General features: G+C 72.8%; 23 protein-coding genes. 9 read left to right on the top strand and 14 right to left on the bottom strand.

From position 1 onward, the window contains the following. Positions 1-7 precede the first annotated feature (7 nt). From ACIRF8_RS33935 to ACIRF8_RS33925, 3 genes are all read right to left on the bottom strand, one after another. Positions 8-286: an acyl carrier protein gene (locus ACIRF8_RS33935; protein WP_404221374.1), complete on the bottom strand. Its 279-nt coding sequence runs from the start codon at positions 284-286 to the stop codon at positions 8-10. A gap of 31 nt (positions 287-317) precedes the next feature. Beyond that, positions 318-1,313 carry a LysR family transcriptional regulator gene (locus ACIRF8_RS33930; protein WP_404221371.1) on the bottom strand — a complete coding sequence of 332 codons (996 nt, stop codon included), beginning with the start codon at positions 1,311-1,313 and terminating at the stop codon, positions 318-320. 168 nt (positions 1,314-1,481) lie between these two features. After that, entirely contained in the window at positions 1,482-2,267 is a 786-nt protein-coding gene (locus ACIRF8_RS33925; protein WP_404221369.1) for a BTAD domain-containing putative transcriptional regulator, read from the bottom strand. 311 nt (positions 2,268-2,578) lie between these two features. Here ACIRF8_RS33925 and ACIRF8_RS33920 point away from each other — a divergent pair, with 311 nt between their 5' ends. The 5 genes from ACIRF8_RS33920 (at position 2,579) to ACIRF8_RS33900 (ending at position 9,394) form a co-directional block, all read left to right on the top strand. Beyond that, positions 2,579-4,129, top strand: a complete 1,551-nt coding sequence (locus tag ACIRF8_RS33920) for a tryptophan halogenase family protein (RefSeq protein ID WP_404221367.1) — start codon at positions 2,579-2,581, stop codon at positions 4,127-4,129. A 27-nt stretch (positions 4,130-4,156) separates the two neighbouring features. Continuing rightward, positions 4,157-5,449 carry a cation:proton antiporter gene (locus ACIRF8_RS33915; protein WP_404221364.1) on the top strand — a complete coding sequence of 431 codons (1,293 nt, stop codon included), beginning with the start codon at positions 4,157-4,159 and terminating at the stop codon, positions 5,447-5,449. Further along, on the top strand, positions 5,446-5,988 hold the full coding sequence (locus ACIRF8_RS33910; protein ID WP_404221362.1) for a flavin reductase family protein: 543 nt from the start codon (positions 5,446-5,448) through the stop codon (positions 5,986-5,988). The genes ACIRF8_RS33915 and ACIRF8_RS33910 overlap by 4 nt, the downstream gene beginning before the upstream one ends. Before the next feature lie 83 nt (positions 5,989-6,071). Beyond that, positions 6,072-6,866, top strand: a complete 795-nt coding sequence (locus ACIRF8_RS33905; protein ID WP_404221360.1) for an ABC transporter ATP-binding protein — start codon at positions 6,072-6,074, stop codon at positions 6,864-6,866. Then, positions 6,863-9,394 (top strand): FtsX-like permease family protein, encoded by a 2,532-nt coding sequence (locus tag ACIRF8_RS33900; protein ID WP_404221358.1) that lies wholly within the window; start codon positions 6,863-6,865, stop codon positions 9,392-9,394. The genes ACIRF8_RS33905 and ACIRF8_RS33900 overlap by 4 nt, the downstream gene beginning before the upstream one ends. A gap of 86 nt (positions 9,395-9,480) precedes the next feature. On the opposite strand, the gene ACIRF8_RS33895 is transcribed toward ACIRF8_RS33900, so the two are convergent. From ACIRF8_RS33895 to ACIRF8_RS33865, 7 genes are all read right to left on the bottom strand, one after another. Next, positions 9,481-10,488, bottom strand: coding sequence for an ArsR/SmtB family transcription factor (locus ACIRF8_RS33895; RefSeq protein WP_404221355.1), 1,008 nt, complete (start codon positions 10,486-10,488; stop codon positions 9,481-9,483). Positions 10,489-10,535: 47 nt separating this feature from the next. Next, positions 10,536-11,474 (bottom strand): ATP-binding cassette domain-containing protein, encoded by a 939-nt coding sequence (locus tag ACIRF8_RS33890; protein ID WP_404221550.1) that lies wholly within the window; start codon positions 11,472-11,474, stop codon positions 10,536-10,538. Positions 11,475-11,514: 40 nt separating this feature from the next. Next, positions 11,515-11,736, bottom strand: coding sequence for an MbtH family protein (locus ACIRF8_RS33885; protein ID WP_404221353.1), 222 nt, complete (start codon positions 11,734-11,736; stop codon positions 11,515-11,517). Between the two features lie 141 nt (positions 11,737-11,877). Then, complete coding sequence (locus tag ACIRF8_RS33880) at positions 11,878-13,443, bottom strand: amino acid adenylation domain-containing protein (protein ID WP_404221351.1); 1,566 nt, start codon at positions 13,441-13,443, stop codon at positions 11,878-11,880. Between the two features lie 128 nt (positions 13,444-13,571). Next, the gene (locus ACIRF8_RS33875) at positions 13,572-14,258 is read right to left on the bottom strand and encodes a 4'-phosphopantetheinyl transferase (RefSeq protein WP_404221348.1); all 687 of its coding nucleotides are present in this window, start codon (positions 14,256-14,258) and stop codon (positions 13,572-13,574) included. Beyond that, positions 14,243-15,112 (bottom strand): alpha/beta hydrolase, encoded by an 870-nt coding sequence (locus ACIRF8_RS33870; protein ID WP_404221346.1) that lies wholly within the window; start codon positions 15,110-15,112, stop codon positions 14,243-14,245. Before ACIRF8_RS33870 ends, ACIRF8_RS33875 begins: the two co-directional genes overlap by 16 nt. Then, positions 15,109-15,801 carry a tryptophan 2,3-dioxygenase family protein gene (locus ACIRF8_RS33865; RefSeq protein WP_404221343.1) on the bottom strand — a complete coding sequence of 231 codons (693 nt, stop codon included), beginning with the start codon at positions 15,799-15,801 and terminating at the stop codon, positions 15,109-15,111. Before ACIRF8_RS33865 ends, ACIRF8_RS33870 begins: the two co-directional genes overlap by 4 nt. A gap of 278 nt (positions 15,802-16,079) precedes the next feature. Here ACIRF8_RS33865 and ACIRF8_RS33860 point away from each other — a divergent pair, with 278 nt between their 5' ends. From ACIRF8_RS33860 to ACIRF8_RS33845, 4 genes are all read left to right on the top strand, one after another. Further along, the gene (locus ACIRF8_RS33860) at positions 16,080-16,280 is read left to right on the top strand and encodes a hypothetical protein (RefSeq protein ID WP_404221341.1); all 201 of its coding nucleotides are present in this window, start codon (positions 16,080-16,082) and stop codon (positions 16,278-16,280) included. Then, positions 16,277-18,601, top strand: coding sequence for a TOMM precursor leader peptide-binding protein (locus tag ACIRF8_RS33855; protein WP_404221339.1), 2,325 nt, complete (start codon positions 16,277-16,279; stop codon positions 18,599-18,601). Before ACIRF8_RS33860 ends, ACIRF8_RS33855 begins: the two co-directional genes overlap by 4 nt. Before the next feature lie 86 nt (positions 18,602-18,687). After that, entirely contained in the window at positions 18,688-19,203 is a 516-nt protein-coding gene (locus tag ACIRF8_RS33850) for a hypothetical protein (protein ID WP_404221337.1), read from the top strand. A gap of 83 nt (positions 19,204-19,286) precedes the next feature. Further along, positions 19,287-20,132 carry a DUF4097 family beta strand repeat-containing protein gene (locus ACIRF8_RS33845; protein ID WP_404221335.1) on the top strand — a complete coding sequence of 282 codons (846 nt, stop codon included), beginning with the start codon at positions 19,287-19,289 and terminating at the stop codon, positions 20,130-20,132. A 29-nt stretch (positions 20,133-20,161) separates the two neighbouring features. Here ACIRF8_RS33845 and ACIRF8_RS33840 read toward each other — a convergent pair whose 3' ends face one another. The 4 genes from ACIRF8_RS33840 to ACIRF8_RS33825 form a co-directional block, all read right to left on the bottom strand. Next, positions 20,162-21,187, bottom strand: coding sequence for a 2-oxoacid:ferredoxin oxidoreductase subunit beta (locus tag ACIRF8_RS33840; RefSeq protein WP_404221332.1), 1,026 nt, complete (start codon positions 21,185-21,187; stop codon positions 20,162-20,164). Then, positions 21,177-23,048, bottom strand: a complete 1,872-nt coding sequence (locus ACIRF8_RS33835; RefSeq protein WP_404221330.1) for a 2-oxoacid:acceptor oxidoreductase subunit alpha — start codon at positions 23,046-23,048, stop codon at positions 21,177-21,179. Before ACIRF8_RS33835 ends, ACIRF8_RS33840 begins: the two co-directional genes overlap by 11 nt. A gap of 119 nt (positions 23,049-23,167) precedes the next feature. After that, positions 23,168-24,151 carry an NAD-dependent epimerase/dehydratase family protein gene (locus ACIRF8_RS33830; RefSeq protein WP_404221328.1) on the bottom strand — a complete coding sequence of 328 codons (984 nt, stop codon included), beginning with the start codon at positions 24,149-24,151 and terminating at the stop codon, positions 23,168-23,170. Next, positions 24,138-25,100 (bottom strand): ScbA/BarX family gamma-butyrolactone biosynthesis protein, encoded by a 963-nt coding sequence (locus tag ACIRF8_RS33825; protein WP_404221326.1) that lies wholly within the window; start codon positions 25,098-25,100, stop codon positions 24,138-24,140. The genes ACIRF8_RS33830 and ACIRF8_RS33825 overlap by 14 nt, the downstream gene beginning before the upstream one ends. Between the last annotated feature and the right edge of the window lie 111 nt (positions 25,101-25,211).

Genomic DNA, 25,211 nt, shown 5'->3' with positions numbered 1-25,211 from the left:
GCGGTGGCTAGTTGGCCCGGGCGAGCTTGGCCGTGACGGCCTCGCCGACCACGGTCACGACGCCGTCCAGGTGGACCATGCGCGACAGCTCCGCCTGGTCGATGTCGGTGCCGAAGGCGCGCTCCAACTGGGAGAGGATCTCGATGGCGCCCATGGAGTCCGCCTCGTGGTCCTCCTTGAAGCGGCTCGTGTCGGTCATGTCCTCGGGTTCGATCTCCAGGATGTCGCAGATGATCTCTTTGATCCGGTCGCGGTCCGTGGCGTTCAGTTCATTCGTCGTTGTCATGTCAACGATGCTGTCGGACCCCGCTGACCATTCACTGACGAGCCGCTGACCACCCACTGACAGGCTCTGACCTGAGGTCCGCGCTCTCGTCGGTGCCCGCGCTCTCCGGCAGGAACTGCTGGAGCTCGGGGAGGTCCGCGCGGTGGGCGATCAGCCATTGCCAGTAGTGGGGGATCGTGCGGGCGTACGCGCAGTAGTAGGCGCGGACCGCGCGGACGAGCCGGCGCAGGGTCAGCTCGGTGACGGCGCCGCGCCGCCACACCAGCAGCATCTCGACGAACTCGGTGTCGGCGAGCGGTGTCAGCCGGATGTCGGGGGTGGCCCCCGAGGGGGTGGTCAGCGCGGCGGCACCGCTGTCGCGCACCCAGGCCATCGCCTCGCGCTGGGTGCTGACGTGGTGCAGCACCTTCACGGGCCCGCCCCGGCCGCGCCCGGCGAGCAGCCGCTCCTCGACGGGGTGCAGCCAGTGCTCCCGCGAGTAACGCACCCAGGTGTCCCGGGCCCGCTCCCGTTGCGCGGGCAGCGCGAGCCAGACCGGTTCGCGCACCACGACCGTGCTGCCGAGGGCGGCGCCGGCCGGGTCGGACAGGCGGGCCGGGCCCGGCACCAGGGCCACGGAGAGCGCGCCCCGGCGCACGCCCGCCACCGCGGCGGCGGGCGAGAAGGTCTCGGTGGCCACGGCCGTGCCGGGCAGCACGCTCTGGAGGGCGTCGCCGAGGGCGGGCGGGGTCCATTCGGTGTTGCCCAGGCGCAGTTGTCCGACGGTGGCGAAGTTCGCCTGGGCGATGACCTCGTCGGCGCGCCGTACGAGGTCGCCGAGCATCGGGATGAGGCGTTCGCCGAGCGGCGTCGGCGTGACACCGCTGCGGGAGCGCACGAACAGGTCGCCGCCCACGGCCTTCTCGATGCGTTTGAGCTGGGCGGTGAGACTCGGCTGCGGGAGATTGAGTTCACCCGCGCCGCGGGAGATGCTGCCGGATTCGCTGATGGTGACGACGATCCGCGCATGCCGTAATTCGATGTCCATGAGCCGCCTCACTACCGAGCAGACATAGGATTCCGCCCGATTCCGCATCCCCGCGGGAAAAGCGCGGGGCCGGGGCGGGCGGGGATTCCTCTGTCGATCCACGGTAATGGCGGCCGGAGTGAGGGCAACCCTTCCTCAGCGGGCCTTCAGCGGCACGTCAGAACGGTGTCAGCGATGGGCGAGAACCTGCCGGGGTTCGCCGAGCAGGGCGTCCTGGCGGAGAATGGCTTGATACGCGCGGTGCAATGCGCGGCCCGGTTCCAGACCCATTTCCTCGGCGAGGCGGCGGCGCGCGCGGTGGAACACCTCAAGCGCCTCGGCCTGCCGGCCCGCGTGGTAGAGCGCCAGCATCAGCAGTTCGCTCAGCCGCTCCCGTTCGGGGTGTTCGGCGGCGGTCGCGCGCAGCTCCGGCAGGGAGATCCGCTGCGGGTCCACCGCCAGGCGTGCGGTGGTCAGATCCTCGTACGCCGTGATGCGCCGCTCCTCCAGGTCGGCGGCGGCGATCCGCACCCGCAGGCCGTCGTGGGCGTCCTGGAGAGCGGGTCCGCGCCACAGCGAGAGGGCTTCGTCCAAGACGACGGCGGCCAGCGCCGGATCGCTCGCCACCAGGGCGGCGCCGCTGCGGGCCTGCTCACGGAAGCGGTGGGCGTCCACCAGGGTCGCGGGTACGACGAGTTGGTAGCCGCCGCCGACGGTGCGGATCAGCTCGTCGCCGCGCTGTCCGGTGATCGACTCCAGGTATTTGCGCAGCCGGCCGACGCCGGCCTGGAGCGCGTTGCGGGCATTGGCGAGGGTGCGCCCCGCCCACAGCTCGTCCTCCAGTTGGTCCGCCGGGACCGTGCGGCCGGGATCCAGGGCCAGCAGGGCGAGGATCGCCGTCAGGCGCTTCGACACCACCACGTGCTGCCGGTTGCCGTACCGCACAGAAACAGAACCGAGAATCTGTATGTCCATTGGGCCACGTCCCCGTACTCGTCGGTTGAAGGGCCCAAATATCGCCCGGGTCCACCGGTCGGGGGAAATACCATCCGCGTCGCCCGCGGACGCCCGCGTGGTATGCCCCCTTGCTGGGGTGCGGCGCACACGGGCATAATTCCGAACCTCACTGACGGTCCGCTGACGCCGGGACTTTCCGGGCCCGCAGCCACACGGAACCGATTCCACGTGCGTTTTTCAGCGCTGACTTAATCACCTGTCGCGCGCCCGCCCCGATTCCTAGGCTCCTCCCGTGTACGGGAAGTCGGTCAGCGAACAGGAGTCACCTCATGCTCAACAGACTTGTGATTGTCGGCGGCGGAACAGCGGGCTGGATGACAGCCTCGTACTTCAAGGCCGCTTTCGGGGATCGTATCGATGTCACCCTGGTGGAGTCCGGCACGGTCGGCGCCGTCGGCGTCGGTGAGGCCACCTTCAGCGACATCCGGCACTTCTTCGAGTTCCTCGGGCTCAAGGAGAAGGACTGGATGCCGGCGTGCAACGCGACGTACAAGCTCGCGGTGCGCTTCGAGAACTGGCGGGAGAAGGGCCACTACTTCTACCACCCGTTCGAGCAGATGCGCTCGGTCAACGGGTTCCCGCTGACCGACTGGTGGCTGAAGAACGGCCCCACGGACCGGTTCGACAAGGACTGCTTCGTGATGCCGTCGGTCATCGACGCCGGGCTCAGCCCGCGCCACCTGGACGGCACCCTGATCGACCAGCCCTTCGACGAGGGCGCGGACGAGATGCAGGGCCTGACGATGACCGAGCACCAGGGCAAGACGCAGTTCCCTTACGCGTATCAGTTCGAGGCGGCGCTGCTCGCCAAATACCTGTCGAAGTACTCGGTGGAGCGCGGCGTCACCCACATCACGGACGACGTCCAGAAGGTCGAGCTCGACGAGCGGGGCTGGATCTCCGGCGTCAGCACGGCCGAGCACGGCCTCATCGAGGGTGACCTGTTCGTCGACTGCACCGGCTTCCGCGGCATGCTGATCAACAAGGCGCTGGAGACCCCGTTCATCTCCTACGCGGACACCCTGCCCAACGACAGCGCGGTCGCCCTCCAGGTGCCGCAGGACATGAAGGCCCGCGGCATCCTGCCGTGCACCACCGCCACCGCCCAGGACGCCGGCTGGATCTGGACGATCCCGCTGATGGGCCGGATCGGCACCGGTTACGTGTACGCCAAGGACTACCTGTCCCCGGAGGAGGCCGAGCGCACCCTGCGCGAGTTCGTCGGCCCGGCCGCGGCCGACGTCGAGGCCAACCACATCAAGATGCGCGTCGGCCGCAGCGAGAACTCCTGGGTCAACAACTGCGTGGCGATCGGCCTCTCCAGCGGCTTCGTCGAGCCCCTGGAGTCCACCGGCATCTTCTTCATCCACCACGCCATCGAGCAGCTCGCCAAGCACTTCCCCGACGAGACCTGGAACCCCGTCCAGCGCAAGCTGTACAACGACTCGGTCGCCCATGTCATGGACGGCGTACGGGAGTTCCTCGTCCTGCACTACGTCGCGGCCAAGCGCAACGACACCCAGTACTGGCGCGACGCGAAGACCCGCCCCATACCGGAGGAGCTGGCGGCCCGCATCGAGATGTGGAAGAACCAGCTCCCCGACTCCGAGTCGGTCTACCCCTACTACCACGGCCTGCCGCCCTACTCGTACATGTGCGTCCTGCTCGGCATGGGCGGCATCGACGTGCACCACTCCCCCGCCCTCGACCTGGCCGACCCGGGCCCGGCGGAGCGCGAGTTCGCGGCGATCCGCGACAAGACGCGCCGCCTCGTCGAGACGCTGCCCAACGCCTACGACTACTTCGCCGCGCAGCACTGAGTCCCGACGGCCGAAAGGTGCCGCGCCATGGATCTTCTACAACTGTCGCGCCACGCAGTGCACTTGGCCGTCCTGCTCGGTGCGGTCCTGCTGCTCGCCCGTGCGGGCCGGGCCGCCGCACGCCGACTGCGCCAGCCGGAGGTGATCGGGGAGACCGTCGTCGGACTCGCCGCCGGTCCCGTCGTCCTCCATCTGTTCGGCCAGGACGTCTTCGACACGGTGCTGCCCGGCACCCAGTTGGAGGCGCTGAAGTGGATCTCCAAGATCGGTCTCGTGCTGTTCCTGGTCGGGCTCGCCCATGAGCTGCGGGCCGGTGCCGGCGTCGCCGGGCGCCCCACCCTGTGGGTGGCGGCCGGAGCGCTGGTGCCGCCGCTGTTCGCGGGGGCCCTGCTCGCCGGCTACGTGCTCGTCGAAGGCGACCCGGTGGTGCGCGGGGACGCCCCGCTCACCGCGTTCGTGCTCATGGTCGCCGTCACCCTGTCCATCACGGCCGTACCCGTCCTGGCGCGCATCCTGGCCGACCGGGGGCTGAGCGACACCCCGACGGGACGGCTCGCCCTGGCCTCCGCCGTCGTGATCGACTCGGTCGGCTGGCTGCTGTGCATGGTCGCGATCGGGCTCGGCGCGGGCAGCGCGTCCGGCGTCGTGCACTCCTTCCTGGCCCTCGGCCTCGGTGCGGCGGGCGCGCTCGCCGTGCGCCACGGCGTGCGGGTGCCTTCGGTGGCGCGCCTGTGCGCGCGGCTGCCGCGGACCGCGACCGTCGCCCTCGGCTCGGTGGCGCTCGCGCTGGCGCTGACCGTGGAACACCTGGGGATGACGGCCATCCTCGGCGCCGCCCTGGTGGGCCTCGCACTCCCGGCGGGCGAACACACCCCCTGGACCCCGGTGGTGGCGTCCCTGAGCCGCGCCGGGCGCGCGTTGGTGCCCGCGTTCTTCGTGGTCACCGGGATCACCGTGCTCAACAAGGCGTTCTCCCAGCTCTCCTGGACGCTGCTCGCCGTCACGATCGTGCTCGCCTGTGCGGGCAAGGGGCTCGGTGCCTACGCCGGGGCGCGCCTCGCGGGTGAACGGCGCGCGGACTCCCGACGCATCGGCGTGCTCATGAACGCGCGCGGACTGACCGAACTGATCGTGCTCCAGGCCGGACTCAGCGCGGGAGTGCTCACCGCTCCGCTGGCGCTCGCGCTGACCCTGATGGCGGTGGCCACCACCGCCGCGACGGGCCCGCTGCTCGGCCTCCTCGACCGCGGCGCGAGCCGCCCCGTGCCCGTTCCCGCCGGCGACCTGGTCGCGGCGGCGACAGAAGGCGGTACCCGATGACCCAGACCACCTACCCGACCACGACGGCCACGACGGCCCCCGCCGCGCGGACGGCACCCTCCGGCGACTTCCGCGCGATGATGAGCAGCTTCCCCACCGGGGTCGCCGTGATCGCCGCGGAGGACCTCGACGGCACACCGCGCGGGATGACGTGCTCGTCGGTGTGCAGCGTCGCGCTCGACCCGCCGACCCTCCTGGTGTGCCTGCGCGAGGGCAGTCCCACCCTGCAAGCGGTCCTCGCCTCGGGCGAGTTCACCGTGAACCTGCTGCACGAGGACGCGCGGGACGTCGCCGAGCTGTTCGCCTCGGGGGACCCCGAGCGGTTCCGCGTCACGCCCTGGGACCGAAGACCCGAGGGCGCGGGACCGCATCTGTCGCGGGACGCGCACACGATCGCCGACTGCACCGTCTCCCTCACCCAGCGGGTCGGTGACCACGTGACGGTCTACGGGCGGGTGCGCGGCATCCGCACACCGAGCGAGCTCCCACCCCTCCTGTACGGGCTGCGGACCTTCGCCGCCTGGCCCGCAGTCACCTGATCCTCCCGGTGCGGGGCGCCGGCCTCCCGGCCCGCGCCCCGCACCCCGACCAGCCACCCCTTTCCCAGGCATTAAGGACACCCATGAACGGGACACAGGACCCGCATGCCCAGCCGGTCGTCCGGCTCGACGCCGTCAGCCGTCTCTACGGCGGCACGAAGAACCGCGTGACGGCACTCGACAACGTCAGCATCGGCCTGGAGAGGGGTACGTTCACCGCCGTCATGGGCCCCTCCGGGTCCGGCAAATCCACGTTCCTGCACTGCGCCGCCGGTCTCGACCGGCCCACCTCGGGAGCGGTGCACCTGGACGGTGTGGACCTCGCCTCGCTGCGGGAGAAGTCCCTGACCAAGTTCCGCCGTGAGCGCATCGGCTTCGTCTTCCAGGCCTTCAACCTCCTGCCGGCGCTGAACGTGGTCGACAACGTCACGCTGCCGCTGCGTCTCGCGGGCACCCGCCCCAAGAAGGCCGTCGTCGACGAGGTCCTCGCACAGGTCGGCCTGACCGACAAGCGGCGCAGCCGTCCGGGCGAGCTCTCCGGCGGCCAGCAGCAGCGCGTCGCCATCGCGCGGGCGCTCGTCACCCGGCCCGCGGTGATCTTCGGCGACGAGCCGACGGGCGCCCTCGACACCCGGACCGCCGCCGAGGTCCTCACCCTGCTGCGGCAGTCCGTGGACGTGGTGGGCCAGACCATCGTGATGGTCACCCACGACCCGGTGGCCGCCGCCTACGCGGACCGCGTCGTCTTCCTCGCCGACGGTCGGCTGATCGGCTCCCTGGAGCGCCCCACCGTGGAGCAGGTCACGGAGCAGATGCAGGAACTGGGCACGTGGGGCGACCCGTTCGCGCTCCAGACCGGACACGGGGTGCGCCGATGATCCGGATCGCGCTGCGCACCTTACGTTTCCACAAGGGCGGCTTCATCGCCTCGTTCCTGGCCCTGTTCTTCGGCGCCGTCATCGTCATCGGCTCCGGGGGCCTCCTGGAGACCGGCATCCACAACGCGGCGCCGCCGCACCGGCTCGCCGCCGCGCCGATCGTCGTCACCGGCGACCAGCGCTACGAGTACACCCAGCAGGAGCTGGTCTTCCCCGAGCGCCTGCACATGGACGCCGCCCTCGCCGAGAAGATCGCGAAGGTCCCGGGGGTCGGGTCGGCGGTCCAGGACATCTCGTTCCCCGCCGCACTCGGCCGGGGCGGCCAGGTCACCGGCCACGGCTGGTCCTCCGCCAAGCTGTCCCCGTACAAGCTCACCGACGGCACCGCGCCCGCCGCGGACGACCAGATCGTCCTCGGCGAGAAGCTCGCGGGGCGTACGGGGCTCAAGAGCGGCGAGCGGATCGAACTCCTCGTGCACGGCACCGAGAAGAGCTACCGGGTCTCGGGCCTCGCCACCGGCCCCGACGACGGCGGCGACGTCTTCCTGGCGGACGCCGAAGCCGCCACGGCCGCGGACCGCGTCGGCAGGACCGACAACATCGGCGTCTTCCCCGCCTCCGGCGCGAACGCGCGGGACGTGGCGTCCGCCGTCCGTGAGGTCGTCGACGGCGCGCCCGTCACCGTGCTCACCGGGGACGACCGCGGTCGCGCCGAGGACCCTGGCGTCATCGCCGACGGCAGCGACCTGATCCCGCTGGCCGCCGCGTTCGGCGGACTGTCGGCGATGGTCACCGTCTTCGTGGTCGCCAGCACGCTCGGCCTCTCCATCCAGCAGCGGCAGCGCGAGATGGCGCTGCTGCGCACGATCGGTACGACGCCGGGGCAGTTGCGCCGCCTCATCCTCGGCGAGACCCTCTTCCTCGCGGTCGTCGCCACCGGCCTCGCGACCATCCCCGGGCCCCCGTTCGGGCGCTGGCTGCTGAGCGCGTTCGCCGACGCGGGCGTCGTGCCCGAGTCGATCGCGTTCCGGGCCGGTTCCGTCCCCGTCGTCATCGGGGTGGCCACGGCGCTGCTCACCGCGATCGGCTCCGCGTACATCGCGGCGCAGGCAGCCGCCCGCACCCGGCCCACCGAGGCGCTGGCCGAGGCGACCCTGCAGCGCCGCTGGTTCAGCGCGTTCCGCCTCATCGTCGGTCTGCTGTGCCTGGTCGGGGGCGCCGCCCTCGCCTGGGGGACCGCGGGCTCGGCAGGCCCTGACGCGGCCGGGGTCGCCACTCCGGCGGCGATGGTCTGGGCCGCGGCGTTCGGCCTCCTCGGGCCCGTCGTCGTACGGGGCATGGTGGCCGTGCTGCGCCGCCCCGTCGGGAAGGTGTCCGGGCTGGCCGGTGAACTCGCCGCGCACAACGCGCGGGCGCGCACCGCCCGTCTCGCGTCGGCGGTGATGCCGGTGATGCTGGCGAGCGGCCTCGCGGTCGGCCTCATCTACATGCAGACCACGCAGTCCGACGGCGCCGATCGGGCGTTCGAGGAGAACCTGCGCGCCGACGTCGTGGTCACCTCGGCCTCCGGCGGGCTCCCGCTCGACCTCGTGGACACGATCCGCGAGCAGCCCGGGGTGGCGGCGGCGTCCGCGCAGATCCCGACGACGGGCTATCTGGAGCCGGACGAGCCGATGCGGCCCAGCGAGGGCGAGGACAAGGGCCCGCAGCCGACCGAGGTGTCGATGCAGGGCGTCACGCCGCAGGGCCTGGACCGCACCACGGCGTTCCACGCGGCGAGCGGCACGCTGAGCGCGCTGCGCGGCGACTCCGTGGCACTGCCCGCCGCGTACGCGAAGGACCACGAGCTCGGCGACCTGGTCCCGATGCGGCTCGGCGACGGCAGCCACGTCAAGCTGAAGCTGGTGGCCACCGTCGACGGTCGGCGCGGCTACGAGACCGCGCTCGTCCCGGCGTCGGTGCTCGTCGGCCACACCGACGGCGGGCTCGTACCGCAGATCATGGTGAGCGCGACCGACGGCACGGACAAGGGTCAACTGGCGGCGTCCCTCAGCAAGTTGGGGAAGGACCAGCCCGGTCTCCAGGTGGCCGGCACGGAGGTCCTCCAGGCGGCGCAGGCCGACGCGAACGACACCCAGGCATGGATGGCGTACCTGGTCCTCGGCGTCGTCGTCGGGTACGCGACGCTCGCCCTGATCAACACGCAGGTCCTCGCGACGACCGAGCGGCGCAAGGAGTTCATGCTGCAACGGCTGATCGGGGCCACCCGCCGCCAGGTCCTCCAGATGATGACGGTCGAGGCGTCCCTGGTGGCGCTGGCCGGTATCGTCCTCGGTCTCCTGGTCGCGGGCGCGACGCTGGTGCCGCTCAGCATGAGCGTCCTCGGCACGGCCCTGCCCGGCGGCTCCCCGTGGGTCCTCGTGGTGGTGCTGGCCGGAGCGGCGGCGCTGACACTCACGACGACGCTGCTCGCGGCCGGTGCGGTGCTGCGGGGACGGCCCGGGGACATGGCGGGCATCAAGGAGTGACCCCCCCCTCGACGCGGAAGGCCGCGATGCCCGGCACGGAGATCCGTGCCGGGCATCGCGGCCCACGTGGTGCTGGAGGCGGGTTCTCAGGCCGCCGCGGCCCGGCTGCGCCGGATCGGGACGCTGACGCCGGGCACGGTCGGAACGGGGACGGTCGGGACGGGGACGCGGATCGTGGTCGTGGGTGCGGGGCGCGGGGTCATGCCCTTGAGGAGGGCCAGGCCGAGCGGGGTCAGGGTGTGCAGGACCGTGTTGCGGATGCGGCGGGTCGTGATGAGGCCCGCCCGGCGCAGGACCGCGGTGTGCTGGCTGGCGCCGGCCGCCGAGATGCCGAGGCGGTCCGCGAGCTGGCCTGTCGTGCAACTGCTGCGCAGGGCGTGCAGCGCGGCGGCCCTGGTCTGGCCGACCAGCGCGCCGAGCGACTGGCCGCTGTCGTCGGGCTCGTCCCACAGCGCCGCCGCCTGGCGGGGGTCGGGCGGCGCGGCGAAGGCGAGGACGACCGGGCCGCTCTCCGCGAGGCGGCGGGTGACGCGGCCGGGGCGGTGGGCGAGGAAGACGGACGGGGTGAGGACCAGGCCGCGGCCGTCGAGGCGGATGTCCTCGTCGGGGCCGTCGTGGATCTCCAGGACCGGGGACCGCCAGGTGATCTTCGCGTGCAGGGTGGCCAGGAGCAGTTCGGCGCCGCCGGCCATCAGGACCCGGCCGCGGGCCTCGCACTCGGCGTCGAGATAGCCGAGCACATGCTCCCAGTACGGGGCCACGGCGGCCCGCCACACCTGGGACAGGTCACCGGCGGCCGGGTGGAAGGGCGGCTCGGGCGGCCCCTGCCCGGTGTGCGGTTCGGTGCTGACGCGGCGCCCGCTGCGCTCGATCAGGTCGAGCAGTCCGTCGAGGCCGGGGGTGGCGCTGCCGCCGGTCAGGGGCAGCGGCCACTGGGTGAGCCGCTTGCCGACCTGGCTGCGCCAGCGGGCGTAGGGCGCGCCGACGCCGCGCCCGAGCAGCCCGTGGGCGAAGGCGCTCTCCACGAGCGGCCCGGCGCTGGTGCGGAGCCGGACCCGGGCGAAGTCGGCAGGGGTGAAGTGGATACGTTGCATCGGGATGCCCCCCGTTGTCGTGCGTGGTGGTGCGTGGTCGTGCGAGGTCAGGCCGACTTGCCGGTCAGGGAGATGAAGACGTCGTCGAGGGTGGGTCTGCGCAGGGTGAAGTCGGCGACGGACACGTGCGCCTGGCGCAGTGCCGCCGCGGCGCTCTCGATGCTCTCCATGCCGTCGCTGAGGACGATCGACACGGTGCTGTCGGCGGTGTCCACGGTGGGTTCGCCGGGCGAGACGCGGCGCAGCGCGTCGGCGGCGCGTGCCACGGTGTCCGGCCGGGTGAGCGCGACCTCAAGACGTTCCTCGCCCGCCTTGCGCTTCAGCTCCTCGGGGGTGCCTTCGGCGATGACGCGGCCGGTGTCGATGACCGCGATCCGGTCGGCGAGGACATCGGCCTCCTCCAGGTACTGCGTGGTCAGGAGCACGGTCACACCGTCGGCGACCAGTTCCTTGACGGCGTCCCACAGTTGGGAGCGGCTGACCGGGTCGAGTCCGGTCGTCGGCTCGTCGAGGAAGAGCACGGACGGGGTCGCCACCAGGCAGGCGGCGAGGTCGAGGCGGCGCCGCATCCCGCCGGAGTAGGTGCGGGCCGGGCGGTCGGCGGCGCCGGCCAGTTCGAACCGGTCGAGCAGTTCGCCCGCCCGGGTCCGCGCGGCGCGCCGGCCCAGGTGCGCCAGGGTGCCGATGAGGACCAGGTTCTCCCGCCCGGTGAGCATGTCGTCCACCGCGGCGTACTGCCCGGCGAGGCCGATGCGGCGCCGCACCTCGGCCGGTTCGCGCACCACGTCGTGTCCGGCCACCTCGGCCCGGCCGCCGTCGGGCGCGAGCAGGGTCGCCAGCATCCTGACGGTGGTCGTCTTGCCCGCCCCGTTCGGGCCGAGCAGGCCGAGGACGGTGCCGGGGGGCACCGCCAGATCGACGCCGCCGAGCGCCGGGCGCCCGTCGTACCGCTTGCACAGGCCTTCGGCCTCGATCGCCCATTTCACCGCTGACACCCTGCTTCCTCGCCCTGGCCGGCCGGTCTCGTCAGGCGGCCGGAGCGTCGGCGGCGGGCTCGCGCAGGCTGCGCGGGCGCAGGTCGGTCCAGTGCTCCTCGACGTAGGCGAGCGCCGTGTCGCGCGGGCTCTCGCCGAGGGCGACCGTCCAGCCGGCGGGGCGCTCGGCGAAGGCGGGCCACAGGGAGTGCTGGTCCTCGTCGTTGACCAGTACGAGGAAGGTTCCGTCCGGGTCGTCAAAGGGGTTCGCCACGTCGCACACTCCAGGTCATGTCGGATTTCGATGGCCCGGGGTCCTCGTGCGTGACCTCCGGGCTCGTCGAGGATCTCGACCCGCGCTGACGAAACGCTGACCACTTGCTGACGTGTACGGCCCTGCCCGGCGGCGGGGCCGTCAGGCCACGCGTGACCTCGTGGCCGCGAGGTCGCATTTGCCGTTGGCGTTGACGACGATCTCCGCCACCGTGTGCACGGTCTCCGGCACCAGGGCCGAGGGCAGCACGGAGGCGAGCACGGAGCGGACGGCGGTGGGCAGGCCGGCGGCGCCGGCCGGGGCGGCGGGGCGGACGAACAGTTCCAGTGAGTCGACCGGGCCGCGCACGATGTCGAACGCGGCGTCGGCGACGCCCGGCACGGACAGCACGTGGTGGCGCAGTTCGCCGAGTTCGACCCGGTGGCCGTTGACCTTCAACTGGTCGTCCCCGCGGCCGAGATAGAGCAGGGTGCCGTCGGGGCGCAGCTCCACCACGTCGCCCGTGCGGTAGGCGCGCCCGGCCGGGCCGCCGAGCTCGGACTCGTCGAGGAACCGGTTTCCCGACGGCTGCGGGCCGAGGTAGCCGGCCGCGACCGCCCGGCCGGCGATGACCAGTTCGCCGGGGCTGCCCTGCGGGACGGGGCGCAGTTGGTCGTCGACGACGTAGGCGCGGGTGTTCCAGGCGGGCCGGCCGATCGGCACGGTCGGTGTCGCGGGCACCGTCGTCCGGTCGAAGCGCAGCGCGCAGCAGCCGACGGTGGTCTCGGTGGGGCCGTAGTGGTTGACGAGGCGGACCCCGTCGAGGCGGTCGCCGAGGGAGGCGATGAGCGCGGGGTCGAGGCCCTCGCCGCCGAACATGAGCAGCCGCGTCACCCGGTCGTAGCGGGGCGGCTCCGCGAGGACGTCGAAGAAGCGGGCGTGCGACGGGGTCATCTTCACGAACGTGTACTTCTGCGCGCGCTCGCCGAACAGGGTCTCCTGGTCCCACAGCCCGGCGACCGCCTCGACGGTGCGGCCCTGGGCGAGCGGCACCCACAGCGAGGTCAGGGCGAGGTCGAAGCCGAGGCTGCCGAAGAGGGGGCTGCCGGTGCCATCGGGACCGACCAGGTCACCGCACCAGGAGACGTAGTTGGCGAGGGAGGCGTGCGGCACCTGGACGCCCTTGGGCGTGCCGGTCGAGCCGGAGGTGAACACGACGTACGCGATGGTCTCGGGGCCGGGCAGCGAGCCACTCAGGTCGGGGGCGGCGGCGTCCGGCAGGGCGGCCATGTCGATGCGCGGCGGGGCGGGGTGGGCGGGCCGCGGTGCGGGCAGGGGCGCTCGCGGGTCGTGGCCCGCGTGCAGCAGCGCGGTGGGGGCCGCTCCGGCGAGGACGGCGGCGGTGCGCTCCCCGGGGTGCTCGGGGTCGATCGGGACGTACGCCGCTCCGAGGGCCATCACGGCGAGGGCGCCCGCGACCGTGTCCGGGGTGCGGGCCGCGATGAGTGCCACCCGGTCGCCCGCGCCGACGCCGGTCTCCTTCAGGGCCGCCGCGACCACGAGCGTACGGCGCCACAACTGGCCGTAGGTCAGGGCCTGTTCGGCCGAGCGCACCGCCACGGCGTCGGGCCGGGTCCGCGCGTGCCGGACGATCATGTGCAGGACCGAGGGGTCCGCGACGGGGCGCACCGCGCCGGACACCGAGCTGGGATGGGGTACGTGGGCCATGACTGCTCCTGGGGTGGCGACGGGCGGGCGGGCGGACGGGGCGCCGGCGCGGAGTTCCGGGCGGCGCCAGCGTAGGAACGGCGGGGCCGTCTGCGCGACGCCCTTAAGCCCGGGCCGAAACTCGCCGGTCAGAGGCGCCCGGCCGCGAGGGCGACGGCCACCAGGAGCCCGTCCCGTGCGAGCCAGCGCCCGTGGAAGGTGCGGCCGGGGGCGTCGCGGCCGGGGAGGTCACGGCCCGGGGCGGGCAGGACGGTGGCGTGGAAGGTGCGGCCCGCCGCGTCGAGGACGACGGCGACGTCCCGGAAGGTCAGTTCGGTCCTGGTGGCCGGGAACCACGCCTTGAAGACGGCTTCCTTCGCGCAGAACAACAGCCGGTCCCAGCAGTCGAGCCCGGGGTGCGAGGCGGCGAGCGGTGCGAGCCTCTCCCGCTCCTCGGGGAGCGCGACGGCGTGCAGCACCCCCTCGCGCAGCGGGCGCGACGGCTCGGCGTCCAGGCCCACCGCGCCCACGTCGCGGCGGTGCGCCACCACCGCGGCCCGGTAGCCGCGGCAGTGCGTCATGCTGCCCACCACCCCGTCGGGCCAGCTCGGTACGCCCCGGGCGTCCGGGACCAGCGGCGCGGGGGCGTGGCCGAGCGCGGTCAGGGCGGAGCGGGCGCAGTGCCGGACCGTGGTGAACTCGCGGCGCCGTCCCTCGCCCACGCCGGCGATCGCGGCCCGTTCCCGCGGGTGCAGGGTGTCGTCGCCGACGTCGGCACGGGCCTCGGCCCCGGCGGCGTACGGCGGCAACAGCCCCTCGATCAGCGGGTGTCGCACCGGATCCGTGCCAGGGTCGCGGCGCCCAGGGCCGTGGCCGGGTCCGCGAGGTCGAAGGGCAGGTCGAAGTGGTGGCGGCCGGGGACGACGAGGTCGGTGACGTCGGTGCCGCCCGCGCGCGCGGCGGCGACGAAACGGCGGTGCTGCGCCGCGAACGCGTCCGTCTCGTTCGCCCCGAGGGCGACGACGAGCGGGGGCAGGGCGGCGGGCAGGCGGCGCAGGGGGCTGCACTCGCCGGCCTCGGCGGCGTCCATGCCGAGGGCGTCGTTGACGTAGGTGTGCCGCAGGGGTTCGAGGTCGTAGACCCCGCTGATCAGCGTCGCGGAGGCGAACAGGCCCGGCTCGTCGCGGTCGGCCGCGTCGAGGAGGGCGCTCGCCACGAGGTGGGCGCCTGCGGAGTGGCCGCCGAGGTGTACGGCGCGCGGGGTGACGGGCAGCCGGGCGCGGCCGGTGGCGATGCGGCGCAGGGAGTCGCCGACGGAGGCGGTGAGGGCGCGCAGCCGGTGGCGGGGCGCGAGCCCGTAGCCGAGCGCGGCGAAGGAGATGCCCGCGGCCACGAAGTCCCGGGCGGCGAAGGCCGCTTCGGCCTTGCTGAGCTCCTGCCAGTAGCCGCCGTGCACGAAGACGTGGAGCGGGGCGTGCGGGTCGGGCGCGGGGAACAGGTCGAGGCGCTGCTCGGGCAGCGGGCCGCAGGGCAGGTCCAGGTGGGCGGGGAGATCGGCGCGGGCCCGGGCGCTGTCGGTGGCGTAGCGCGCGAGGTGGACGTCGAGGTCGGTGACGCGCGAACTGGGCGAGTACTCCCGGTCGAGGTCGGTGGCGTGCGCGGGGCTGACGGCGGCCTCGGAGCCGGTCACGACACCGGCGTCCAGACCTCGGGCAGCGCCCGGCGCAGCGCGGCGCGCCACAGGTAGCCCGCGCCCTCGGAGCCTGCGGTGCCCACGGCGGTGCCGAGGAAGCGCTCGGCGAGCACCGCGTGCCGGGCCCGCCAGACCGCGGCGGCCTCGTCGAAGGCGAGGAGGGCGAGGCGGGCCCGCTCGGCGGCGGCCCGGTCCGGGTGGGCGGCGGCGAAGTCGTGGTAGGCGTCGGCCACCGAGCGCTCCGCCATCCGCGCTTCGAGCCGGGCCCGGTCGCGTGCGGTGAAACCGGCCGTGCTCAGGTAGCGGGCGTCACGCAGGCCGCACAGGAACTCGATCTCGCGCCACTGCGCGGACTGAAAGCCGCTCGCGTCGCCGAGCGCGGCCCTGATGTCCTCGAAGGCGGCCGGGGTCAGGGTCGCGAGCACGTCGAAGTGGCCGGTCAGGGTGGACATCAGCCGCGGCAGCGGGGTGGCCCGGCGCACGGTCAGGTCGGCGTCGCCCGCGTCGAGCGCCGCGCGGACCTCCTCCAGGTGGCGCAGGGCGACGGCGAAGAGGATCTCGCAGGACTGGTGCGCTGCCATGAACAGGACGTGGTCCACGTCGTCCTCGTGGACGCGGGCGATCTCCAGCAGCTCGTCGAGCCGGAGTACCCGGCCGTAGGGCGGGGCGGCGGTGACGGCATTCACAAGGGCCTACTTCCTCGCGTACGCCCCGTACAGGACAGGGGCGCTGGTGCCGCGAGCGTAACCACGCGCCGTCCCCGGATCACCGTGATCAAGCGGAGCCTTAAAGAACCACTTGAGGACCACATGAGTTCTTCATCTCCCAGTGATGACACCGGCACTGGGCGCGGCCGGGCGGACTTCGCAGAATCTTCCTCGGAAGCGCACAGCAAGCGAGCACGGCCCGCAAGGAACCGCACAGGACGGCACCACTCCACACCCCGAACAAGGATGACACTGCCATGAACATGCTCTCCTCCGGACTTCAGATGAAGACCGCCGGCGCCGACAGCACCGTTCCCACGCGCCCCTCCCGGGCCGCCCTCGTCATCGAGGAGCTCGACTCGGTGGGGGACCACATGGTCGCGCTCTCCACGTTCTGCATCCTGGCCGAAGCCGCTGTCCCGGCTGCCGCGCGGAGAGTGGGGCGGCTCGACGCATGACGCTTTCCGACGGACGGGAGGACGCGGTCCCCGTGCTCGACGCGGACCACGACGTCCTGGTGGGTTTCAAGAGTCATCTGCGCCCCACGGTCCTGCCGGACGACGCGGCGTATCTGGTCTCGCGGCGCGGCGTCACGGCGCTGCACGGCCCGCAGGCCGAGGTCCTGGTGCCGCTCCTCGACGGCACGCGCAGCCCGCAGGCCGTGCTGCGCGAGGCCTCCCCGGTGCTCGGCGGCGCCGACGCCGAGGCGGCGCTGCGCGCCCTGGACCGGGCGGGCCTGCTGCGGTTCGGGGTGCCCGAGCCGCGCCGCGCCGACCCGGCCGCCGAGGCGTACTGGGACCTGATCGGCCTGGACGGCGGCCGTGCGGCCGCCGCGGTCGCGGGCGCCAGTGTCGCCGTCGAGGCGCTGCCCGGGGTGGCGGCCGACGCCGTGGTGCGGGCCTGCCGTGACGAGGGGCTGACCATCGCCCCGCCCGGCACCGTCGCCGACCTGACGCTCGTCGTGTGCGACGACTACCTGGACCCCGAACTCGCCGCGGTGGACGCCGCGCACCGCGCCACCGGGCGGCCGTGGCTGCTCGCGAAGTTGTGCGGCGCGGACCCGTGGGTCGGCCCGGTCTTCCGGCCTGCCGACGCCGACGGCCCCTGCTGGCACTGCCTTTCCGTACGGCTGCGCGGGCACCGCAGTTCGGAGGTGCCGGTGCAGCGGGCCCTCGGGCTCGACGGGCCGCTCCCCCGCCCCGTCGCGTCCCTGGCCGCCGGGCGCACCCTGGCCGTCGGCGTCGCCGCCCTGGAGACGGCGAAGTGGCTGGCCGGGGTGCGCGATCCGGAGCAGAGCCACATCCGTACGCTCGACACGGCGCGCCTGCGCACCGCCTCCCACCCGGTGACCCGGCGCCCGCAGTGCCCCGCGTGCGGGGACGGCGAGCTGGTCGCCCGGCAGGTGAGCGCCCCGTTCAGGCCCGCCACCCGCCCGAAGGCCGTGACCGACGGAAGCGGGCACCGGGCGCTGACGGCGCGGCAGATGCTCGACACGTACAGCCATCTGGTCAACCCGGTGACCGGTGTCGTCAAGGAGATCCGGCAGGCGTCGGGCTGCCCCGACTTCGTCACCTCCTACCTCTCCGGGCACAACCTGGCGATGGGTCCCGCGACGCTCGCCGGGCTGCGCACCGGACTGCGGGCGCTCAGCGGCGGCAAGGGCCTCACCGAGACGGAGGCCCGCACCAGCGCCCTGTGCGAGGCGGTGGAGCGCTACAGCGGCACCCGGCACGGCGACGAGCCGGTGGTCCGCGGCACCTACCACGACCTGGGCGCGGCGGCCGTGCACCCGAACGACTGCCAGCTCTACGCGGACCGGCAGTTCGCGCAGCGGGAGCACTGGAACGCGGCCCACTCCCGGTTCCAGCACGTCACCGCCCCCTTCGACGAGTCGCGCCCCACCGACTGGACGCCCGTGTGGTCGCTGACCGACCAGACGCAGCGGCTGCTGCCGACGTCGATGCTCTACTTCGGCGGCGCCGCGGCGGGCGCCGCGGCGGGCGACGGCCTGTGGGCCGACTCGAACGGCAACGCCGCGGGCAGCAGCCCGGAGGACGCGCTGCTCCAGGGCTTCCTCGAACTCGTCGAGCGGGACGCGGTCGCGCTGTGGTGGTACAACCGCACGCGGCAGCCCGCGGTCGACCTGGACGCCTTCGACGAGCCGTACGTGCAGCGGCTGCGCGACGGGTACGGGCGCGTGCACCGCGACCTCTGGGTCCTCGATCTGACCTCCGACTTCGGCATCCCCGTCATGGCGGCGCTCTCCCGCCGCCGCGACAAGCCCGCCGAGGACGTCATCTTCGGCTTCGGCGCCCACTTCGACCCGCGGATCGCCCTGCGCCGCGCGCTCACCGAGATGGGGCAGTTGCTGCCCGCGGTCTGCGACGTGCTGCCCGACGGGTCCGGGTACCGGATCGACGACCCCGAGCCGGCGCACTGGTGGCAGCACGCCACGCTCGCCAACCAGCCCTACCTGACGCCCGATCCGGGCGAGACGCCGCGCGGGCCCGCGCACTGGCACACCCCCTACCGCCCCGATCTGCTGGACGACGTGCACGCCGTCACCGAGCTGGTCCGCGCCAAGGGCCTGGACCTGCTCGTGCTCGACCAGCTCCGTCCCGACCTGGGCCTGCCGGTGGTGAAGGTGATCGTGCCGGGTCTGCGGCACTTCTGGTCCCGGTTCGCGCCGGGCCGCCTGTTCGATGTGCCGGTCACCATGGGTCGCCTCCGACGAGCCACGACGTACGAGGAGTTGAACCCCCAGCCGCTGTTCGTCTGAGCACAGCGCCGCGCGCCCGTACGGGCCCGTCCGGATGGCATCAGCGCGACTTGCGCATGATGCCATTTTGGCGCCATAATGGCATCATGGACCTCACGCCGTATATCGACACCCTCCGCCGGGAACTCGCCGTGGCCGCCGAGGCCGGCGGCGACGAAGCCCGCGAGCTGGCCGAGCGGCTCATCGCCCCCCTGGAGTCGGCGACCCGCCTGACCCTGCTCAACGTGATCTCCGCCGCGATGGACGAGATCACCAGGGAGCTCGCGCCCGGCTCGGTCGACGTACGGCTGCGCGGTCTCGACCCCGACTTCGTGGTGACCCTGCCCCCGTCCGACGCCGAGGCCGCGCAGGCCGCCCCGCCCGTCGAACCGCTCCGGGCGCCCGTGCCCGCGGAGGGCGAGGAGGGCGCCGCCGCCCGCGTCAACCTGCGCCTGCCCGCCCACCTCAAGGCCCGTGCCGAGGAGGCCGCCGGGCGCGAGGGCCTGTCGGTCAACGCGTGGCTGGTGCGTGCCGTGTCGGCCGCGGTCGACGGCGGTGCCGGGCCCCGCACCCCGGAGAAGAGCCAGGCCGTCGGGCACAGCCTCAAGGGCTGGGTGCGCTGACACCGCGCCGCCCCGCGCATCCCACCCTGCACCCAGGTCGCCCCGGCCATCCGGCCATCCAGGACTTTGAGGACGGTACCGCCATGCCATCGTTCGACACCCCCCGAGCCATCACGGTCACCGCCCGCGTGGAGGCCGGTTCCCTCCAGCTCACCGCGGGCGACCGCACCGACACCGTCGTCGAGGTCCGGCCCCGCAACCCCACGAAGGACCAGGACGTACGGGCCGCCGAGCAGACCGAGGTCACGTACGCGGGCGGCAATCTGACCGTCCGCACGCCCAAGCAGCGCTACTTCGTGGGCCGCACCGGCACGGTCGACGTCACGGTCGAACTGCCCGCCGGCTCACGCGTGGACATGACCGGCGCCTGGGCCCAGGTGATCGGCGAGGGGCGGCTCGGCGAGGTCAGCGTACGGACCTCATCGGGCGACGCCCGCTTCGATGTGACGGGCCCGCTGAAGCTGGCCGCGTCGCACGGTTCGGTCACCGTGGACCGCGTCGAGGGCGCGGCCGAGATCAGCACCAGCACCGGCAGCCTGCGCGTCGGCCTCGTCGAGGGCTCCGCCGTCCTGAAGAACTCGCACGGCACCACGACCGTCGGCGCCGCCCTCGGCGACCTGCGCGTGAGCGGCGCCAACGGCGACATCAGCATCGACCGCGCCGAGGCGTCGGTCACCGCCACCACCGCGCACGGCGCCCTGCGCCTGGCCGATGTCGCCCGCGGCACCGTCCAGTTGGAGACGGCCTACGGCTCGATCGACATCGGCATCCGCGAGGGCACCGCCGCCTGGCTCGACGTCTCCTCCGGCTCAGGACAGGTCCGCAACAGCCTCACCAGCTCGGGCGCCCCGGCGCGGACCGACGACACGGTCCAGGTCCGCGCCCGCACCAAGCACGGCGCCATCGACATCCGGCGCGCCAAGGTCTGAGCGCCGTCCTCGGGAGCGCGGGGTGCGTCTCAGCCGATGACGGTCCAGGTGTCGCTGCCGGCGAGGAGGGCGGCGAGGTCGCCCTTGCCGTGTTGTTCGACGGCGGTGTCGAGCTGGTCGGCCATCTGGGTGTCGTAGACGGGGCGTTTGACGTTGCGCAGGACGCCGATGGGGGTGTGGTGCAGGGTGTCGGGGTCGGCGAGGCGGGAGAGCGCGAAGGCGGTGGTGGGGGAGGTGGCGTGGGCGTCGTGGATGAGGATGTCGGCGCGGTTGGCGTCGGTGACGGCCACGACGGTGAGGTCGCCGGTGGCGGGGTCGCGTACGACGCCTTTGGAGGCGTCGGCGCCGAAGGTGATGGGCTGTCCGTGTTGGAGGCGGATGACGGCTTCTTCGGCCTGCTGCTTGTCCTTGAGGACGTCGAAGGCGCCGTCGTTGAAGATGTTGCAGTTCTGGTAGATCTCGACCAGGGCGGTGCCAGGGTGGTCGGCGGCCTGGCGCAGGACGTCGGTGAGGTGTGTGCGGTCGGAGTCGATGGTGCGGGCGACGAAGGAGGCTTCGGCTCCGAGCGCCAGGGAGATGGGGTTGAAGGGGGCGTCGAGGGAGCCCATGGGGGTGGATTTGGTGATTTTGCCGATCTCGGAGGTCGGTGAGTACTGGCCTTTGGTGAGGCCGTAGATCCGGTTGTTGAAGAGGAGGATCTTGAGGTTGACGTTGCGGCGCAGGGCGTGGATGAGGTGGTTGCCGCCGATGGACAGGGCGTCGCCGTCGCCGGTGACGACCCAGACGGACAGGTCGCGGCGGGAGGAGGCGAGTCCGGTGGCGATGGCGGGGGCGCGGCCGTGGATGGAGTGCATCCCGTAGGTGTTCATGTAGTACGGGAAGCGGGAGGAGCAGCCGATGCCGGAGACGAAGACGATGTTCTCCTTGGCCAGGCCGAGTGCGGGCATGAAGCCCTGGACGGCGGCGAGGATCGCGTAGTCACCGCAGCCCGGGCACCACCGCACCTCCTGATCGGACTTGAAGTCCTTTGCCCGCAGGGTGAGTTCAGTGGGCATGAAGGACTTCCTCCAGTACGTCGGTGAGCTGCTCGACCTTGAACGGCATGCCGTTGACCTGGGTGTAGGGGCGTACGTCGGTCAGGTAGCGGGCGCGCAGCAGCAGGGAGAGCTGGCCGAGGTTCATCTCGGGGATCACCACCTTGTCGTAACGCCGCAAGACCTCGCCCAGGTTGCGCGGGAAGGGGTTGAGGTGGCGCAGGTGGGTCTGGGCGATCTCCTCGCCGGCGGCGCGCAGGCGGCGGACGGCGGCGGTGATGGGGCCGTAGGTGGAGCCCCAGCCCAGGACGAGAGTGGTGGCGGTGTTGGTGGGGTCGTCGAGCTCGGCGTCGGGGACCTGGATGCCGTCGATCTTGGCCTGGCGGGTGCGGACCATGAAGTCGTGGTTGGCCGGGTCGTAGGAGATGTTGCCGGTGCCGTCCTGCTTCTCGATCCCACCGATACGGTGTTCAAGGCCCGGGGTGCCGGGCACCGCCCAGGGCCGGGCCAAAGTCTTGGGGTCGCGTTTGTAGGGCCAGAACACCTCGGTGCCATCGTCCAGGGTGTGGTTGGGGCCGGTGGCGAACTGCACCCGCAGGTCGGGGAGTTCGTCGACCTCGGGGATCCGCCACGGCTCGGAGCCGTTGGCCAGGTAGCCGTCGGAGAGCAGGAAGACGGGGGTGCGGTAGGCCAGCGCGATCCGGGCCGCCTCCAGCGCCGCATCGAAGCAGTCCCCCGGTGTCCTCGGCGCGACCACGGGGACCGGGGCCTCGCCGTTGCGCCCGTACATCGCCTGCAACAGATCGGCCTGCTCGGTCTTGGTGGGCAGGCCGGTGGAGGGCCCGCCGCGCTGGATGTCGATGACCAGCAGCGGCAGCTCCAGGGAGACCGCGAGCCCGATCGTCTCCGACTTCAGGGCCACCCCGGGCCCGGAAGTGGTGGTCACCGCCAGCGACCCGCCGAACGCCGCGCCCAGCGCCGCGCCGATCCCGGCGATCTCGTCCTCGGCCTGGAAGGTGCGCACCCCGAAGTTCTTGTGCCGGGACAGCTCGTGCAGGATGTCCGAGGCCGGAGTGATCGGATAAGAGCCCAGATACAGCGGCAGATCCGCCTGCCGGGAGGCGGCGATCAGACCGTAGGCCAGCGCCAGGTTCCCGGAGATGTTGCGGTAGGTGCCGGTGGGGAACGCGGTGGTGGCCGGGGCGATCTCGTAGGAGACGGCGAAGTCCTCGGTGGTCTCCCCGAAGTTCCAGCCCGCACGGAACGCGGCCAGGTTCGCCTTCATCACCTCGGGCTTGCGGGCGAACTTCGCCGTCAGGAACTTCTCGGTGCCCTCGGTGGGGCGGTGATACATCCACGACAGCAGGCCCAGGGCGAACATGTTCTTGGAGCGTTCGGCCTCCTTGCGGGAGAGCGCGAACTCCTTGAGGGCCTCCACCGTCAGCGTGGTCAGCGGCACCGGGTGCAGGTGGTAGCCGTCCAGCGAGCCGTCCTCCAGCGGGGAGACGGCATAGCCGACCTTGGCCATCGCCCGTTTGGTGAACTCATCGGTGTTGACGATGACATCCGCGCCGCGGGGCACGTCGGCGATGTTCGCCTTCAGCGCGGCGGGGTTCATCGCCACCAGCACGTCGGGGGCATCGCCGGGGGTGAGGATGTCGTGGTCGGCGAAGTGGAGCTGGAAGGAGGAGACCCCCGGCAGCGTGCCGGCCGGTGCCCGGATCTCGGCGGGGAAGTTCGGCAGCGTCGACAGATCGTTGCCGAACGACGCGGTCTCCGAGGTGAACCGGTCCCCCGTCAACTGCATCCCGTCACCGGAGTCACCCGCGAACCGGATGACCACCCGGTCCAGACGCCGGACATCCTTGGATTCCACGGACATACGTGTGTCGGCTCCTGTCGGTGCTGGCGTCGTGCGGTACAGGGTCGTCGAACGTTCGGGAGGTTAGGCACCGCGGGTGGAGTGGCGGCTGTGCGCGAGCGGAGCTCGCCCGGGGGCCGTCAACTCCCGTGCCGCAGGTACCACTCGCGACTCTCGGCGAGCCGCGGTTCCAGGCCGGGTCCCGGGTGCTGTCCGGTCCGGGACCACAGCTTGTCCGTGTCGTACCAGTGGTCCTGGGTGATCAGGGCGTACTGGTGGTCGGAGAGCGCGGGCAGGGCGCCGCGGATCCGCGCCCGGTGCTCGTCGCGGGAGACCGTGCCGGACGGCAGGGGCGTGCCGAGGGTGTGGTGCAGTGCCGCGCGCAGCCGGCTCATCGTCACCGGCAGCGGGTCCGCCGCGTGGAAGATCTCCGGTCCTCGCGCCGCCCAGGGGTCGAGGGCCAGGGAGACCACGCAGCGGGCCAGGTCACGGACCGCGATCATCGAGATGAGCGGGTCGCAGTCGCGGGGCCACGCCGGGACGCTGCGCAGCAGCCGGTCGATGAGCGGCACGACCCACCGGTCGCCCTCCCCGTGGACGAGGTGCGGTCGCAGGACCGTCCCGCCCGCGTCGAGCACCGCTTGTTCGGCCCGCATCCTGGAGGCGCTCGCCGCGGACTCCGGCCGCAGGGGCAGGTCCTCCTCGCGCGCCCCGCGGTGGGGTCCGCCGCCGTACACGGAGGCGGTGCTGACGTGGACGACGCGGTCCACGCCCGCCCGGCGCGCCTCGTCGAGGAGGGCCAGGGTGCCGGCGTGGTTGACGGCCGCGCAGCGCTCCGCGTCCCGTCCGACGTAGGAGGCGGTGTGCACCAGGGCCGTGACGCCGTCGCAGGCTCCGCGCAGGCTGTCCCGGCGGGTCAGGTCGGCGCGTACGTGCCGGACGGAGAGGCCCGCGGGGACGCGGGTCCCGCCGCGGGAGGACAGCACCCGCACACCGGTGCCGGTGCGGGCTTGGAGTTCGCGCACGACGGCGCGTCCGATGAAGCCGGTGCCTCCCGCGACGAGGACCGTGCCCGCGGCGGCCGGGGCGGCCACCGCGGACGCGTCCGGCTCAGTCCTCCGCACTGGTGTCCATCGCGACCCGGCAGGTGCCGACCTCGGCGCCGCCCTGGTGGAAGCGGACGGTGAGGAGGCTGCGGCCCTCCGCGTCGCGCTCCGAGGGGCCCACGGTCACCAGGCACGGGACGTGGAACTCGACGTAGCGCTTGAAGTTCGCCTCGCAGGCGACCAGCAGGGCCGAAGGGGCCCGCAGGGCGAGCACGGCCATCTGGCGTGCGGCTTCCATCAGCACCATGCCGGACACGTGATCGACGGGGTGGTCGAACAGCACCGGGTGCTCGGGGTCGATGCGCAGCGGCATCACGCCGTCGGCCACGGAGGTGCCGAGCACGACGTCGAACTCGCAGTCCCTGCCGACGAGCCGGGGGTCCACGGGCTGGACGGCGGGGCCCGACGCCCGCGCCTTGTAGCGGTCGCCGCGCAGCCGCTTGTAGACGGCCGGGGAGACGCACTGGCCCTGCAGGTAGCCCGAGCCGATGCGCTCGCCGTCGCGGAGGGCGACGACGTCGTAGGCGTACGAACTGACCGCCCCCGCACGGCGTTTGACCTCGGCCAGGCTCATGTCGAGCACGACGTGGGCCGGGCGTCCGGGGCGCGACAGCCTGACCCCGGCCTCGTCGGCCTGGAAGGAGGTCCGCGTGGTGAGGAACTGGTGCGTCATGGGAACGTCCAGTGCCTCGTGGGCGAGCAGCAGACAGGACTGACGAATTGATTCGGCCAGCAGCATCGGATCGTGCCACCGGTTGGCGACGGACCCGTAGTAGCTGTGGCCGCGGGACCACTGCGCACCGAGCCGGTACGAGGTGCCCTCGGTGCTCCGCCAACCGGTCACGAGCACTTCGGAGACCGCGGCCCGGTGCACGAGGCTGCGCGGGACGGTCTGTTCGAAGAGATCGAGATCGCGGTCTAGACCTACCCGACTAGTCGGACGGTCGGTTTGTATAAGCGGACTCATCACCTTGTCCCCCTGACTAAGACGTGAGCTGGATACAACGCGTCCGGAGCAGAACAAATGAGGGGCGCGAGGCCCCCAGTGCGCGCCGCGAAAGTATGGAGAGAATACCAG

It is taken from the genome of Streptomyces sp. NPDC102406, assembly GCF_044765725.1.
GTDB lineage: Bacteria > Actinomycetota > Actinomycetes > Streptomycetales > Streptomycetaceae > Streptomyces.
Note: the sequence above shows the minus strand (reverse complement) of the source record. Positions and strands in the feature narration are given on the sequence as shown.